Source organism: Streptococcus suis, from assembly GCF_029616525.1.
GTDB lineage: Bacteria > Bacillota > Bacilli > Lactobacillales > Streptococcaceae > Streptococcus > Streptococcus suis_AF.
In genome coordinates this window covers 41268-56472 of sequence record NZ_JANFME010000008.1, presented here as the reverse complement: position 1 = coordinate 56472, position 15205 = coordinate 41268, and the positions used below count along the sequence as shown (strand labels likewise).

Below are 15205 nucleotides of genomic sequence, written 5' to 3'. Positions count from 1 at the left end.
TTTCCAACCTAAAAAGGTCCCCCGGACCTTGATATAAAGAAAAACGCCTGCCGGCGTTTCTCATCTCCAACTTAAAACGTGGGGTAACCCACGTTTTAACCACCCAGATATGCTTTTTTGACTTCTTCTGAGGCGAGGAGTTCTTTTCCTGTTCCTGAGAGGACAACTTTTCCTGTTTCTAGAACATAGCCACGATCTGCAATCGCGAGAGCTTTGTTGGCATTTTGTTCAATCAAGAGAACGGTTGTTCCTTGTTTTTGGATATCTTGGATAATATCAAAAATTTCTTGAATGAAGATTGGAGCCAACCCCATTGATGGCTCATCAAGGAGCAAAAGTTTTGGTTGGCTCATCAATGCACGTCCCATTGCAAGCATTTGTTGCTCACCACCTGAAAGGGTGGCAGCATCTTGGTTCTTACGTTCTTCCAAACGTGGAAAGCGTGCGAAGATTTTTTTCAAGTTGGCTTGATTTTCTTCACGATTGTTGCGAAGGAAGGCACCCATTTCCAAGTTTTCCATAACGGTCAAGCCCGCAAAGACATGTCGACCTTCTGGAACTTGTGACAAACCGTCTGCAACGATTTTACGAGCAGGAACTTTTTGAATCTCATTTCCAAGGAAAGAGATCGTTCCAGCTGATGGACGAACAAGTCCTGAAATAGTACGAAGGATAGAGGTTTTACCAGCACCATTAGCGCCGATAAGTGTTACAACTTCACCTTCATTAACCTCAAAGCTAACATCTTTAACAGCTTCGATAACACCGTAGTTAACGGAAAGATTTTTTACTTCTAACATTGCCATTAAGCTTCACCTCCAAGGTAGGCTTCAATTACACGCTTGTTATTACGAATTTCTTCTGGTGTACCATGGGCAATCAAACGACCGTATTCCAATACATAAATACGTTCCGTTACTTCCATAACCAAGCTCATATCGTGCTCAATCAAGATGATAGTGATACCAAATTCTTCCTTAATTTTACGGATGAGTTGGGTCAATTCTGCCGTTTCCTGTGGGTTCATACCAGCCGCTGGCTCATCTAAGAAAAGAATTTTTGGCTCGGTCGCAAGGGCACGAACGATTTCCAAACGACGTTGTTGACCGTAAGGAAGGTTCTTAGCCAGCGTATCCGCATCGCCATCCAAATCAAAGATTTTCAAGAGCTCAATGGCTTTGTTTTTTAATTCTTCTTCATTTTTGTAGAAAGCAGGAAGGCGAAGGAAACTTGCCAAGACTTCTGCCTTACCATGGTTACCAAGACCAATCAAGACATTCTCCAAAACTGTCATATTTTTAAACAAACGGATGTTTTGGAAGGTACGACCAAGACCAAGGGAGGCAATTTTTGATGGTGCTTTACCGTTCAAAATAGTCCCTGCAAGAGAAATTGTCCCCTCGCTTGGCTCATAAACACCTGTTAAGAGGTTGAAAAGAGTCGTTTTACCAGCACCATTTGGACCGATAAGACCAACCAATTCCCCTTCATGAAGTTCCATGGTCACGTCACCAACGGCAGTCAGGCCACCGAAGTTCTTGGTTAAATCTTTTACTTCAAGTAATGCCATTACTTAACCTCCTTCTTCTTGAGTAGAGCCGCTACGCTGAATTCCTTAGTTCCCAAAAGACCTCCAGGACGGAAAATCATCAAGAGAATAAGAGCTAATGAATAGATAATCATTGAAATATCAGAGTAACTCTTGAGGAATACGTTCAAAATACCAAGTACAATGGCTGCTACAAAGGTACCTGTGATAGAGCCCAAACCACCCAATACAATGATAATCAAAACGTTAACGGAGGTCATAAAGGCAAAGTCTTTCGGAACAATTGTCCCAACGTATCCTGCATGGAGACCACCTGCAATGGCTGCCGTCATTGCACCAAATACAAATGCTGAAACCTTAACAAATGTTGGATTTACACCTACAGATTCTGCCGCAATTTCATCCTCACGAACAGAAATTGTAGCACGTCCCATCGGACTGCGCAAAAAGTTAACTGTCACCAAGGTTGTGATGATTACAAAAATATAAACTAAAGGCCAGCTTGTAAAGAGTGGAATAGACATAATGCCTGCTGCACCATTCGTTACACTACCACCATTGATAATTAAAATACGAATAATCTCTGCAACACCGAGAGTCGCAATTGCAAGGTAGTCACCTTTCAAACGAAGGGTTGGAATACCAACTAAAAGAGCCACTGCACCTGAGATTAACATCCCAACAATCAAAGCGATAGCAAATCCACCATAAGTTGGCATCATTTTCCCAAGAATACCTACTGCATAAGCACCAATAGCCATAAAACCAGCATGACCAAGTGAAAATTGACCTGAGAAACCGACAATCAAGTTTAAACCAACTGCCAAGATAATTTGAATACCGATTTGCTGAACAATCTGGATGTAGTAAAAATTCAGAATCCCTGCTGATACAAGACCTTGAATAAGTCCAAAACCAGCCAATAAGATAGCCAACCAAATCGCATTAACTTTTAAATTTTGCTTCATGGTTACACCTTCTCTTTCACATTTTTACCAAGAATACCACTTGGACGAACAAGGAGGATGATGATCAATACAGCATAAACAATCGCATCACGGAAAGTATCCAAACCGATTACATATGTAAATGTTTCAATAATACCGATAACAAATCCACCAAGTGCTGCACCTGGAATAATACCGATACCGCCCAATACTGCCGCTACAAAGGCTTTCAAACCTGGAGTCATCCCCATCAAAGGCTCAATCTGGTTGTAGTAGAGACCTAGGAGAACACCCGCAGCACCCGCAAGAGCTGACCCAAGAGCAAAAGTAAAGCTGATTGTACGGTTTACATTGATCCCCATAAGCTGAGCTGCATCGCTATCTACAGAGACCGCACGCATGGCTTTCCCCATTTTTGTACGTTTGACAATTAATTGAAGAGCGACCATTAACACAAGCGATACACCAAGAATAATCAACTGGATATTGGTAACAGAAACTGGACCAAGGTTAAAAGTCACAGCCTCGATGGCTTGTGGAAAGGCTTTTACGTCTGCTGTAAAGAATTTAATCATAGTGTATTCCAAGAAGAAGGATACACCGATAGCCGTAATCAAAGCTGCTATACGCGTTGAATTACGCAAAGGACGATAGGCTAAAAACTCTATAACGACACCGAGAATAGCCGTCCCTACCATCGCTAAAATGAGAGCAACAAAGAAACGCATTCCACCATCTGCAATAAAAGTTAAATTATTTAATAGGAAGTACCCCATAAAAGCACCCATCATATACAAATCACCATGGGCGAAGTTAATGAGTTTGATAATTCCGTACACCATGGTATAACCAAGGGCCAAAAGGGCATAAACAGAACCAAGAATCAAACCATTGACAAGTTGTTGAAGCATAGGTTCACCAATCTTTCTAAATATTTTTCGAGCTCAATAGCATTGTTACATTATACAAAATTTTCTGAAAATAAGCAAGTTAGATAGAGAGTTTAATCATTAAAATTACAGAAATTTTAACCAAATTTTATATCCGCATGTATACTATTCTATACATTCTGACAAGTGAAAAAGAGGGAATCCCCTCTTTTCATCCACTATTAGTCAATAGAGATAGTATCTACAGATGATTCTTCTCCGTTTGTTAAACCAACAACATAAACTGATTTAACGACATTGTGCTCTTTGTCAACAGACATTGTACCAGTCACACCTTCAAAGTCTTTCAGAGCTGCAAGGTTATCTTTCACTGCTGCTGAATCAGCTGCACCTTTTGCTGCTTCTGCTGCCATGTAAACTGAGTCGTAAGCTAGAGCTGAGAACATTGATGGCTCTTCATTGTATTCTTTCACATAGGCATCATAGAATGCTTTTGCTTTTTCACTTGCTGATGTTACAAATGCAGAAAGGTAGTAAACATTTGATGCTGCTGATGCAGTTGCCAATTCAGTAAATTGTGGTGAGTCAAAACCATCTGAACCAAGAATTGGTTGATTCAAGCCAAGTCCACGAGCTTGCTTCACAATTGTACCTGTTTCATTGTAGTAACCAGGCATGATGATAGCATCAAATTCCTTATCTTTCAATTTTGTCAAAGCAGCTTGGAAATCTTTATCGCCAGATGCAAATGTGATTTCAGAAACGATTTCTCCTGTGTATGCTTTCTTGAACGCCTCTGCTACACCCTTACCATAATCAGAAGAGTTGTCAAAGTAAAGAACAACTTTCTTAGCTGACAAGTTCTCAGTAGCGTATTTAGCCATAATTTGACCTTGATACCCATCTGTAAAGGTTGTACGGAAGAAGTATTCTTGGACCTCACCTTTATCGTTCACAACCAAGTTTGTTTGAGTTCCTGAAGGAGTAATCATAGGGACACCAGCAGATGTCAATGCTGGAATAGATGCCGCTGAAGCACCTGATGTAGCTGGGCCAATCACAACGTTTGCCCCTTCACTTGCCAAGCTTGTTGCAACAGTAGCTGCCTCTGCTGTTTCAGACTTGTTGTCTTTTGTGATAACTTCGATTTTTTTGCCGTCAATGCCACCCGCAGCATTGATTTCTTTCACGGCAAGGTTGGCACCTTTTTCCTCTGTTTGACCATAAGATGAAACAGCGCCTGACAACTCCAAGTTGTAGCCGATTTTAAATGTATCACCTACAGAAGAACCTGCGGCTGAAGTATTGGTTGTCGAAACATTACCACATGCAGCGAGTAGAGCTGCAGAGGCAAATGTAGCAAGCGCTACTGCAAATTTTCTTGTTTTCATGAAAACTCCTTAAATCTTTCTTAAATTTTGCGATGTATCTAATATACTGAATTATCAGAAAATTGTCAACAAAAAAAGAAAAAAATTTTTAAAAAAGAAAAGTGAGAAAAAACAGGCCAGTTAGCCTGTTCATATCTTTACAGTGTTGTCTCTTCTTCTCGCCACAAATTACCCACAAAATTTTGGTCAATTTCTTTTATGTAAGAAGGAACTACTTTTTTGACAAACTTTTCCTTCTTCAATTTTGCAACTATCTCTTCTTGCTGTTCTTGATTTATATATACAGATACATAACGCAATCGTTTGGAATGGTAAATTATATCACCATATTGACTGAGTTTCCGTGCATCACGATTGTAGTGTAAATAGACAGTTAAGCAGGTACGATTTTTCTTCTCAAACATGTCTTCTCCTCTAAAAATTCTCTTTCTATATTATACCGTTTTCAATGATAAATGAAAAGCTCCAACTACCTGTAAAAGAGTTGGAGCTAATAGGAATAGTCAGTACTATTACATATTTGTCACTGCTTATTTCACTTTCGTATTGTCCATAATTTGGTCAATAAATCCGTAAGCTAATGTTTCTTCTGCTGTCATCCAGTAATCGCGTTCTGCATCCTTGTGGATTTGTTTCACTGTTTTTCCTGAATTGTCAGCCAAGATTTTTTCTAATTTGTTACGGGTTTTAAGCAAGTGTTCTGCTGCAATAGCCATGTCTGTTTGCTGAGTGCCACCACCTGTTCCGCCCATTGGCTGGTGAATCATGTACTCTGCATTTGGCAACATGAAACGTTTGCCCTTGGCACCGCTTGATGCAATGATGGTTCCCATGCTCGCAGCTGTTCCCATAACGATGGTTTGAACATCAGCTTTAATGAAATTCATCGTGTCTACAATGGCAAGACCTGCTGACACCGATCCTCCTGGCGTGTTAACATAGAGGTAAATATCCTTTGTAGGGTCTTGGGCATCAAGGAAAAGCAATTGTGCAATGATAGAGTTTGCCATGTTGTCCTCAACTGGTCCTGTCAACATGATAATGCGGTCTTTTAAAAGGCGTGAGTAAATATCATAAGAACGCTCACCACGGCTAGTTTGTTCAATAACTACTGGAATCATAAAATTACTCCTTTTCGAGGTTTTCTGTACCCATTATATATGAATAGTCAAAATTGGTCAAATAAAAAACACGATTTAAGGAAATGAAAAAGAAACCAGCAGAGCTGATTTCTTAATTATTTTGTACCAAACAAGCGGTCACCTGCATCTCCCAAACCTGGTACGATGTAGCCTTTTTCATTGAGTTTTTCATCCAAAGCTGCTGTGTAAATATCAATATCTGGATGTGCATCTTGAAGAGCTTTTACACCTTCTGGAGCTGAAACAAGAGCAACAAATTTGATATTTGAAGCACCACGTTTTTTCAATGAATCAACTGCAAGAATAGCTGATCCACCTGTAGCAAGCATTGGGTCAACTACAAAAATATGACGTTGATCAATATCTTCTGGTAATTTCACAAGATACTCAACGGGTTGAAGGGTTTCTTCATCGCGGTACATACCGATGTGACCAACTTTAGCTGCTGGGACCAAGCTTAGCAAACCATCAACCATACCAACACCTGCACGAAGAATTGGTACGATAGCTAATTTTTTACCTGCAATTTGTTTCTGAACTGTTTTAGTGATTGGCGTTTCAATCTCCACATCTTCAAGTGGCAAGTCACGCAAAACTTCGTAACCCATCAGCATCGCGATTTCATTAACCAACTCACGAAAATCCTTTGTTGAAGTAGATGTACGACGAAGGATAGACAACTTATGCTGAATGAGTGGGTGTGAAATGACTTGGAATTTCCCCATGATGATAAAACCTCTCTTTTTTGTTTTTTCTATTTTACCAAAAAAATTGAAAAAATGCTTGAGAATATGGCAAATTTATTTATTTTTTGAAAACGATAGCTTCGTAAGGTCGCAACATCCCTTTATTAATCGCCTCTTTGTTTTCATAATTGTTCATGAAAATAGAATATTCTTCCACAGCTATAGTATAAGCCTGCTCCTGGCTTGAAAAGTTTACTAATATGATGAAATCGTCCTGTTCATCATATTTACGGTAGGCCATTACCGAGCTATTTCCTGTCTCCATCACTTCATATTTTCCTTCAGACATACAAGGATACTCTTTCCGAAGAGCAATTAATTTCTGATAGGTATAGAAAAGCGATTGTTTGTCTGCAAGTGCTTTTTCAACGTTGATGTCTTTGACAGTATCTCCCAAAGCCAGCCAGGCTTGACCTGTACTGAAGCCTGCTCCTTCTGCCTCTGTCCATTGCATTGGACGACGAGCATTATCTCGACCTTTGGCATTTATAGAAGTAATCAATTCCTCCTTGGTGAAGCCATTTTCAATCCGTTCCGCATACATGCGACGTGTTTCGATATCGTCCGCTTGGCTAATATCTGTAATCGGTGTATTAATCATACCAATTTCCTCACCTTGGTAGATATAAGGTGTCCCTGACATAAAATGAAGATAAATAGCTAACATTTTACCACTTAGTTCACGAAATGCAGGTCTATCATCACCGAAGCGAGAAATGGCACGAGGTAAATCGTGGTTATTCCAGAAAAGCGAGTTCCAGCCTTTACCAACTAGTTCAGTTTGCCATTTGGAGAGAACCTTATGCAAACGGGCTGGGTCAAGCGGTGCCAAATCCCACTTTTCTTCCCCTTCCTGCTGATCAAGTCCGACATGTTCAAATTGGAAAATCATCGAAAATTCTTTTCTGTCAGGATGTGAATATAACTGAGCATTTTCTGGATTGGCACTCCAGGTTTCCCCAACAGTCACTAAGTCGTATGCACCAAAGGTTTTCTCATTTAATTCCTGAATAAGAGGATGGAGAGTCGGTCCATCGGCTGTAATTAATTTTTCCGGTTCTTTTCCAATCAAATCAATTACATCTAGCCTGAAACCGCCGACACCTTTTTCAATCCAAAAATTAATCATGTCACAGATTTCTTGTTTCAGAGCAGGATTTTTCCAGTTCAAATCCGGTTGCTTAACAGAGAATTGATGAAGGTAGTATTTGTTCAGATGTGGAACGTATTCCCAAGCAGAGCCTGAGAAGGTCGAGCGTAATTCATTCGGCTCATCAGCCCAAACATAATAATCATAATAGGGATTATCTGGTCCTTTGAGGGCTTCTTGAAACCAGAAATGTTCATCCGAGGTATGATTGAGCACTAAATCCATGATTATTTTGATATTGCGCTTATGGCCTTCTGCAATCAATTCTTCCATATCTTCCATGGTCCCAAATTCTGGAGCAATTCCTTGGTAATCACTGATGTCGTAACCATTGTCATCCATGGGGGACTGATAAACAGGACTGAGCCAAATAGCATCAATTCCAAGCTCATGGAGATAATCTAATCGGCTGATAATCCCTCGAATATCCCCTACTCCATCTCCATTTGAATCTTGAAAACTACGAGGATAAATTTGGTAAATAACGGACTTCTTCCACCAATCTGTCTTTTGTATTCCTGACATTTGATCGATCCTTTCTGCACAATCTTATTTAGGCAAGAAAAAGGGTAGTCCCCCTATTTCTATATAATCACATTATAACTCAATTATGGTCATTTTACACTCTTCTATTTCAACAATTTCAAAGGATTTTTCTTTTAGATTTGCTGTTAGACGGGCAGACACCCCTGCATCTTGATTATTCCAGAAAATTTCCATACTTGTTTCATCCAACATCTTAACAGAGAACTCTCCGTCGAAAGCTGGACTTGTATTGCGGAATTTAAGGAGTTTGAACAAGGATTGTACAACTGGCCGTTGCACTTCCTGCTCAATTTCTTCCAAATCATAGTAATGGCGATTGATATTGCGGCCTTCCTTGCTTGATTCCAAAAGCTCAATATCATTTTCGCCTGCTAGTAAACCAACGTAGTAAATCTGTGGAATACCTGGTGCAAAACATTGAAGAACACGCGCCAACAGATAAGCTTGATCGTTATTGCCAAGGGCAGAATAATAAGTACAGTTAATCTGATAAATATCCAAATTATTATAGGCTTCTGTACTATAAATTTTCTTGACATTTGCACCTTGTGCATACAAGGCTTCACGCGTTTCCTCTGTCTCCTCATCCGTCAGCAAATCCTTAACGTCTACAACACCGATTCCATCATGTGTATCTAGGGTTGTAAATTGCTTGCGAGGGCAAATCTCCATCCAGTGAACCAGGCGATTGACATGACCAGAATACAAAGCGTGGAGAACCAGCATTGGCAAGGCAAAGTCATAAACATAATAATCTTGTTCCGCAATTTTTTGCTGAATTGTATAATGTTCATGGATTTCAGGCAAGATTTCCACATCTTTTGGTGCCAATAACTGACGTGGAAAATGGAGCATTTCCCAAATATCAGGCTCCACAAAGAAACAGTTAGTTCCTATTTTTTTATTGGCATAAGCAAAGGCATCCAAACGAATGATCGAAGCACCATGCTCAGCCAACTGTTCCAAATTTTCTTGGATAAAACGACGGGTTGTCTCCGTTGTCACATCTAAGTCAATCTGCTGTTCATCAAAAGTACACCACACCTTCTCTTCACTACCATCAGCAAATTTGGCAATTCGATAAGGTGCGCGAGGTTTACGCTTATAGATCAAATCAACATCTTCTTGCGTTGGCTCACCATTTGGCCAAAAGTTTTTATAACGAATAAACAAATCCGCATAAGCTGATTCATCTTTCTTTTCAAGAAAATCAAGGAAATACGGTGACTTGGCTGAAATATGATTGATCATAAAATCGAACATCAGATAGTAGTCCTTACTCAATACTTCAATATCTGACCAATCTCCAAATGCAGGGTCCACCTTTGTATAATCCATTGGTGCAAACCCACGATCCCCAGATGATGGGAAAAACGGCAGAATATGGATACCTCCCACAACATCCTTTAATGGTCCCTCAAGAACTTTTTTCAAATCCTTGAGATTCTTACCCAAACTGTCTGAGTAAGTAATCAACATAGCTTGGTTTTTAATTTTCATCGACATTCTCCTTTGTAAGCCTTTTCTTTTTCATTTTTTAGAAAAGGTTGAACAAGTCAACCTTTGTAATTATTTGACAGAACCACTTGTCATACCTGAAATAATATGTTTTTGGAAGACAAGGTATACCAATAAGATTGGGATAATCCCCACAACATAGGATGCAAATGATGGGCCATAGTCACTAAAATACATACCTTGGTAATTGTATTGGAAAAGAGGTAAAGTCCACATGCTTTGATCACGGTTCAATACTAGCAAAGGCAATAGGAAATCGTTCCAGACCCAGAGGGCATTGATAATCAAAACGGTTGCATGCATAGGTTTCATGAGTGGGAAAATGATTTTCCAGTACATAGTAAATTTATCACAGCCATCAATAGCTGCCGCCTCATCCATTTCTTCAGGAACAATGGTCTTAATATAGCCGACATAGAGGAAGAGGGCCTGAGGAACTGCATAGGTCAAATATAGAATAATCAAACCGACAATATTGTTCAAACCAAGACTTGACATTAATTTGGTCATTGGGAGCATAATCACTTGGAAAGGTACAAAAATCCCAATAATCAAGAAAAAGTAGATAAAGTTAAACACTGTCTGGCGTTTCATTTGACGGGCTACGGCGAAAGCTGCCATTGGAATAACAAGTAGAATCAAGCCAACAGCTACAATTGTAATCAAAGCAGAATTGCCAAAATATTGTACAATCCCATCATTAAACAAGCGTTCGTAGTTATTTAAGGTGAAATTTTCAGGAAGACCAAAGAAGTTGCTCGTGATTTCCTTGGTTGGTTTGAATGAGCTGATAATGGTCACGAGTAGCGGAATAAACATGAAGAGAATACCGCTGAAGAGCACGAGATAAACCCACCAATTTTTCTGTTTTTGAGTATTCATGTCTGTCCTCCTAAATTTCAAATTTCTTCGAAATTCTCATCTGAATTAATGAGATGACAATAATGAAGATGAAGAGTACTACAGCCAAAGCATTGGCATAAGAGAATTTGTTGTCTACAAAGGCATAGTTGTAAACGAGTAAACCCAAGGATTCTGTTTTGCCATCTGGGCCACCACTTGTCAGGGCAAAGATAAGGTCGAATGCTGTCAAACCTGACTTCATTGCCAAGATGAAAACCATACTGATAGATGGTAATAAGAATGGAAGTTCAATATTGAAGAATTGTTGAGAGCGTGTTGCACCATCAATTGCAGCTGCTTCTTTCACATCTTCTGGAATACTTTGTAACCCAGACAAGAAGATGATGACTGGCATCGCCAATCCCTGCCAGAGAGCCACAAAAAGTACAGCTGGAATAACAGTATTTTCTTGTACCAATAAGTTTTCCATCAACCAACCGATATGAAGGATTTCTCCAATCTGTGTAAAACCATAGTTGAACAATTGAACAAAAATCAATCCTAAAGTGACGGTGGATAGCACTGCTGGGAAGAAATACCAAGTTCTAAAGAAACCAACAGCTTTAATCTTACGATTGAGGAGACTAGCCAACCAAATCCCTATAACAATTTCTCCGATGACCAAACCAATGGTGAAGATAATGGTAAAAGTCATGGAAGTGTAAAAATCAGGATTTTTTAAAATATCTAAGTAATTCTGAATACCGATTAGTTTGAAATCAGATGTCAATCCATTCCAATCCGTCAAGCTATAATAGATACCTGTAAATAGAGGATAGAAGAAAAAGATTAACTGTAAGCCAATTGGTATGGCAACAAATAGATAGGGCCAATATTTAGCAATAAATCCTTTTTGATTCATCATGGTACTCCTTTTTGATAAAGTTATAGTTGCTTAGTCTCAGTTCAAGGAATCCCATAGGGTTACTAAAACTGACACTAGGCAACTATAAGGAGGCTAGGCTACAACTAGCCTCTGCTTATAGTTTTCCTGGATTATTTTTTCATTGGGTCAAAGAATGCATTCAGTTTTTTCACTAATTCTGCTGAGTTTGGATTTTTAACCATTTCAACAGTGATGTTCCAGAACTCCTCTTCTGATTCCCATTCAGATTGCAACCAAACTACATGTTTGTCAGTGAAGGCATATTGTGTCACTCCAGCAGTTTCTTCAAACTTGCCTTCTGTTTCTACGCCTTCTACAGAAGTTGGTGAACCATCTACATCATAGTATTTCTGGATAACTTCTGGACGAGAAAGGTATTCTAGGAATTTTTTAGACTCTTCTGGGTGCTCTGTATCTGCTGAAATAGATAGAGCAAGGTCAGCCGCACCGATGGTATAGTCGCCACCTTCTTTATCACCAGGGAATGTAAACATACCATATTCAAATTCTGGTTCTTGTTGGTTTACAGCTGTAGCTGCCCAAGTACCTTGTGGAAGCATGAGAGCATCTCCTGCTGCAAAGGCTGCCACCGCATCTGCATAAAGCGCACCTGTTGCACCTTTTTGACCATTATCTGTCAACAGTTGCAAGCGTTCTAAGACAGCTTTTGTTGTCGCATCATCTTGAATCGCTCCCTTTGCACTACGAATCAGAATATCTTCTGCACCATCAAATCCACCCGCAACAGTTACCCAAGCTAACTGATGGTAGCCGTTCAATGACCAAGCATCGTTCAATGAAAGGGCAAATGGTGCTGCACTGCCATCAGCCTTGATTTTGTCTACCAAAGCTACAAATTCTGTATAGGTAGTTGGAACTTCGAGCCCCAATTCTTTGAACTTATCCTTATTATAGTAAATACCATAGGCATTTGCTGTCAAAGGAAGGGTGTAATTTTTTTCATTAACAAGATATGGCGTTACAGCACCATCTTTTAGATGACTGAGACCTGCATCATCTCCAATTTCTAGGAAACGACCATCCGCTGCGTATGCTTTGAAGTCCGCATTTTGTGGTTAAATGTTAATCACATCTGGCGCTTCATTGTTGGCCATACGGGTTTTCAGAACAGTTCCTGCATCTGGTACATTTGAAAATTTAACATCAATCGTAGGATTTTCTTTTTCAAATTCATCAATAATTTCCTGAAGAGTAGCCTGCATTTCAGGTTTTTGTGAGAAATATTCAATCTCAACCTTATCACTACCACCACTTGCGTTCCCACAAGCTACCAAGAAACTGGCAAAGGCACAAACTGATGCACATTTTAAAAATGTTTTCATTTTCATATATAAAATCCTCCTAGATTTTGTTAAAAATATATTGTACACTAAAATAATCTTTTTGAACATGTGGCATTGTAAGACCAATGTTCATCAGTTCATCCCCATAGAATGTTTCTCCCAATTGAGGGCATTCATACAAGGCATCTGGGTCTAGCCCCTTCAACCGAACATGAAGCAAAGGCGCTTCTGGCTTGGCAAGAATTTTTACAAATGTAAAGACCGTTTGATTCTTATCTTGACTAACATAATTGGCAGCCCAGGTATTGCTCGTCTTTTTCAGACGGTATAGCTGACCGAATTGTATAGTTTCACGAATGGAGTGATAGGTTTCGATTTGCTGACTGATTTCATCCAATTCCTTTTCCGAAAGTTTCGTTAAATCCAGCTCGTAACCAAATGCTCCTCCCATCATAGCCACATTGCCTCGTGTAGCAAGAGGTGTGATCCGACCAACCTGATGGTTTGGAACTGCAGAAACGTGTGCACCAATTGAGGAAGGGGGATAAATCAAACTAGTACCTTCTTGAATAGATAAGCGCTCAATCGCATCTGTATCATCACTTGCCCAAGCTTGTGGCATGTAATACATGATTCCCAAATCATTACGACCTCCACCGCCTGCACAGGATTCGAAAAGAATATCTGGGAACCGCTTGGTAAGGTGGTCTAATACGCGGTAAAGACCTAGCATGTAACGATGGTGGAACTCAAAGCGCTGGTCATTTGCTAAACCTTCAGGGATATTGGTGATATTACGGTTCATATCCCATTTTACATAAGAAATATTGGCTGATTCTAATATGGAAGAGACGCTATCAATGATGTAGTCACAGACTTCCTGCTTGGTCAAATCCAAAACTAATTGTTCTCGGCTGTAGATTGGTAAGCGTCCTTCTGTGCGAATTGCCCAATCAGGATGCTCACGATAAAGATCGCTATCAATAGAAATCATCTCTGGTTCAAACCACAGTCCAAATTTCATGCCAAGCTCATTTATTCGCTCTGCTAAACCATTCAAACCATTTGGCAACTTATCCAAATTGACTTTCCAATCGCCCAATGAACTTTCATCATTGTTTCGTTTACCAAACCAACCATCATCCAGAACAAACAATTCAATACCAGCTCGACTTGCAACCTGAGCTAACTGTAAAATCTTTTCTTCTGTAAATTCAAAATAGGTCGCTTCCCAGTTGTTGATTAAAATGGGTCTTGGTTTGTTTACAAACGATGATCGAATGAGGTGTTTTGTGATAAAGTGATGACTATTTTGTGTCATGCCAGTAAATCCTTTATCAGTATATGATAAGAGAACTTCTGGAGTTTGAAACCGGTCATCCTTATCCAATTGCCATGAGAAATAGTGACTTTCCAATCCTAGTCCCAATCGACTGGTTTCCATGGCTGTCGTTTCGACAAATGCTGTAAAGTTGCCGCTATAGACAAGGTGGGCCGCATAAACATCGCCCTTGTCCTCACTTGCATCGGGTGAGGCTAGTGCTAAGAAGGGTGTTCTTGAGTGACTTGAAGCACCTCGAATGCTACCAATCGAATACTGACCTTTTGTCAATGGGGTCTGTGTCCACTCTTTTTCATAAGCATAACGTCCTGCCAAGCTGTGAACAATGAAATCTTGATGTGGAAAATCAAGCGTTGCAGACAAGACCTTCTCTAGTTTGCATGGATATTTGCCAGTTTGAATTGTAGCTGACCGTGCGAGATAGGAAGCTTCTTCAAAAACAGAATACTGAAGTGTTACGGTAATATCTGTCAACTGATCATAAAGATCAATTTCAAGACTCTCTACCTCTTCTTGATTTCCAAAACTTGCTGGTAATCCCCTCAGTTCTTTTTTCCCCTTGTATAATCGATACTCTTTGTATTTTAGGTCAAGAGTGACTCCAAATTCGTTCCGAACATCTAATGCTGAGGTTCTAAAATCTCCCAGACCATTGCTGGAATATTCGAGTGGGAGGACATCCAATGAGTATGTCCTATCCCCAGTCATTGGACTCGGAGAAAACGATCGATCTAAATATGTTATTTTGTTTCCATCGCTAAATTTTTCGATTTTTTTCCCAAAATAACGATGAACCAGATCGCCTGTTTCCAACACTTGGATGATATAAGAGAATTCTCTTGTTTTCAGGTGGAAAATCTGTTTTTCATTATAAATCTCAATCACATTCAT

At 39.7% G+C, this 15205-nt stretch carries 12 protein-coding genes and 2 pseudogenes; all 14 read right to left on the bottom strand.

Translation table 11 applies throughout. From position 1 onward, the window contains the following. Positions 1 to 95: 95 nt before the first annotated feature. The 14 genes and pseudogenes from NOL38_RS04915 to NOL38_RS04850 all read right to left on the bottom strand — a co-directional run bounded on the left by NOL38_RS04915 (position 96) and on the right by NOL38_RS04850 (position 15205). Positions 96 to 806 (bottom strand): ABC transporter ATP-binding protein, encoded by a 711-nt coding sequence (locus tag NOL38_RS04915; protein WP_002937288.1) that lies wholly within the window; start codon positions 804 to 806, stop codon positions 96 to 98. Next, positions 806 to 1570, bottom strand: coding sequence for an ABC transporter ATP-binding protein (locus tag NOL38_RS04910; protein ID WP_277941540.1), 765 nt, complete (start codon positions 1568 to 1570; stop codon positions 806 to 808). The genes NOL38_RS04915 and NOL38_RS04910 overlap by 1 nt, the downstream gene beginning before the upstream one ends. Then, positions 1570 to 2517: a branched-chain amino acid ABC transporter permease gene (locus tag NOL38_RS04905; protein WP_002937293.1), complete on the bottom strand. Its 948-nt coding sequence runs from the start codon at positions 2515 to 2517 to the stop codon at positions 1570 to 1572. Before NOL38_RS04905 ends, NOL38_RS04910 begins: the two co-directional genes overlap by 1 nt. A 2-nt stretch (positions 2518 to 2519) precedes the next feature. Continuing rightward, a complete protein-coding gene (locus NOL38_RS04900; protein WP_277941539.1) occupies positions 2520 to 3407 on the bottom strand; it encodes a branched-chain amino acid ABC transporter permease in 888 nt (295 codons plus the stop codon). 200 nt (positions 3408 to 3607) lie between these two features. Further along, positions 3608 to 4777, bottom strand: a complete 1170-nt coding sequence (locus tag NOL38_RS04895; RefSeq protein WP_277941538.1) for an ABC transporter substrate-binding protein — start codon at positions 4775 to 4777, stop codon at positions 3608 to 3610. Between the two features lie 137 nt (positions 4778 to 4914). Then, positions 4915 to 5181, bottom strand: a complete 267-nt coding sequence (locus tag NOL38_RS04890) for a DUF2129 domain-containing protein (RefSeq protein WP_277941537.1) — start codon at positions 5179 to 5181, stop codon at positions 4915 to 4917. A gap of 126 nt (positions 5182 to 5307) precedes the next feature. Next, positions 5308 to 5907, bottom strand: a pseudogene (locus tag NOL38_RS04885) (ATP-dependent Clp protease proteolytic subunit); the annotation flags it as partial. Between the two features lie 107 nt (positions 5908 to 6014). After that, positions 6015 to 6644, bottom strand: coding sequence for a uracil phosphoribosyltransferase (gene upp, locus NOL38_RS04880; protein WP_012027487.1), 630 nt, complete (start codon positions 6642 to 6644; stop codon positions 6015 to 6017). Between the two features lie 79 nt (positions 6645 to 6723). Next, on the bottom strand, positions 6724 to 8340 hold the full coding sequence (locus NOL38_RS04875) for a glycoside hydrolase family 13 protein (protein ID WP_277941536.1): 1617 nt from the start codon (positions 8338 to 8340) through the stop codon (positions 6724 to 6726). A gap of 72 nt (positions 8341 to 8412) precedes the next feature. Beyond that, positions 8413 to 9861, bottom strand: coding sequence for a sucrose phosphorylase (gene gtfA / locus NOL38_RS04870; RefSeq protein ID WP_277941535.1), 1449 nt, complete (start codon positions 9859 to 9861; stop codon positions 8413 to 8415). A gap of 69 nt (positions 9862 to 9930) precedes the next feature. Then, positions 9931 to 10761 (bottom strand): carbohydrate ABC transporter permease, encoded by an 831-nt coding sequence (locus NOL38_RS04865; protein ID WP_009910491.1) that lies wholly within the window; start codon positions 10759 to 10761, stop codon positions 9931 to 9933. Positions 10762 to 10771: 10 nt separating this feature from the next. Continuing rightward, positions 10772 to 11644, bottom strand: a complete 873-nt coding sequence (locus tag NOL38_RS04860) for a carbohydrate ABC transporter permease (RefSeq protein WP_277941534.1) — start codon at positions 11642 to 11644, stop codon at positions 10772 to 10774. A 134-nt stretch (positions 11645 to 11778) separates the two neighbouring features. Further along, positions 11779 to 13017 (bottom strand): annotated as a pseudogene (locus tag NOL38_RS04855) (extracellular solute-binding protein). Positions 13018 to 13030: 13 nt separating this feature from the next. Further along, positions 13031 to 15205 carry an alpha-galactosidase gene (locus NOL38_RS04850; RefSeq protein ID WP_024410939.1) on the bottom strand — a complete coding sequence of 725 codons (2175 nt, stop codon included), beginning with the start codon at positions 15203 to 15205 and terminating at the stop codon, positions 13031 to 13033.

What these genes read in the sequence shown, in the direction of transcription:
- NOL38_RS04900 (WP_277941539.1), bottom strand. Translation starts at nt 3,407, where the DNA reads ATGCTTCAACAACTTGTCAATGGTTTGATTCTTGGTTCTGTTTATGCC.
- NOL38_RS04915 (WP_002937288.1), bottom strand. Translation starts at nt 806, where the DNA reads ATGGCAATGTTAGAAGTAAAAAATCTTTCCGTTAACTACGGTGTTATC.
- NOL38_RS04850 (WP_024410939.1), bottom strand. Translation starts at nt 15,205, where the DNA reads ATGAATGTGATTGAGATTTATAATGAAAAACAGATTTTCCACCTGAAA.
- NOL38_RS04865 (WP_009910491.1), bottom strand. Translation starts at nt 10,761, where the DNA reads ATGAATACTCAAAAACAGAAAAATTGGTGGGTTTATCTCGTGCTCTTC.
- upp (WP_012027487.1), bottom strand. Translation starts at nt 6,644, where the DNA reads ATGGGGAAATTCCAAGTCATTTCACACCCACTCATTCAGCATAAGTTG.
- NOL38_RS04905 (WP_002937293.1), bottom strand. Translation starts at nt 2,517, where the DNA reads ATGAAGCAAAATTTAAAAGTTAATGCGATTTGGTTGGCTATCTTATTG.
- gtfA (WP_277941535.1), bottom strand. Translation starts at nt 9,861, where the DNA reads ATGAAAATTAAAAACCAAGCTATGTTGATTACTTACTCAGACAGTTTG.
- NOL38_RS04910 (WP_277941540.1), bottom strand. Translation starts at nt 1,570, where the DNA reads ATGGCATTACTTGAAGTAAAAGATTTAACCAAGAACTTCGGTGGCCTG.
- NOL38_RS04860 (WP_277941534.1), bottom strand. Translation starts at nt 11,644, where the DNA reads ATGAATCAAAAAGGATTTATTGCTAAATATTGGCCCTATCTATTTGTT.
- NOL38_RS04890 (WP_277941537.1), bottom strand. Translation starts at nt 5,181, where the DNA reads ATGTTTGAGAAGAAAAATCGTACCTGCTTAACTGTCTATTTACACTAC.
- NOL38_RS04895 (WP_277941538.1), bottom strand. Translation starts at nt 4,777, where the DNA reads ATGAAAACAAGAAAATTTGCAGTAGCGCTTGCTACATTTGCCTCTGCA.
- NOL38_RS04875 (WP_277941536.1), bottom strand. Translation starts at nt 8,340, where the DNA reads ATGTCAGGAATACAAAAGACAGATTGGTGGAAGAAGTCCGTTATTTAC.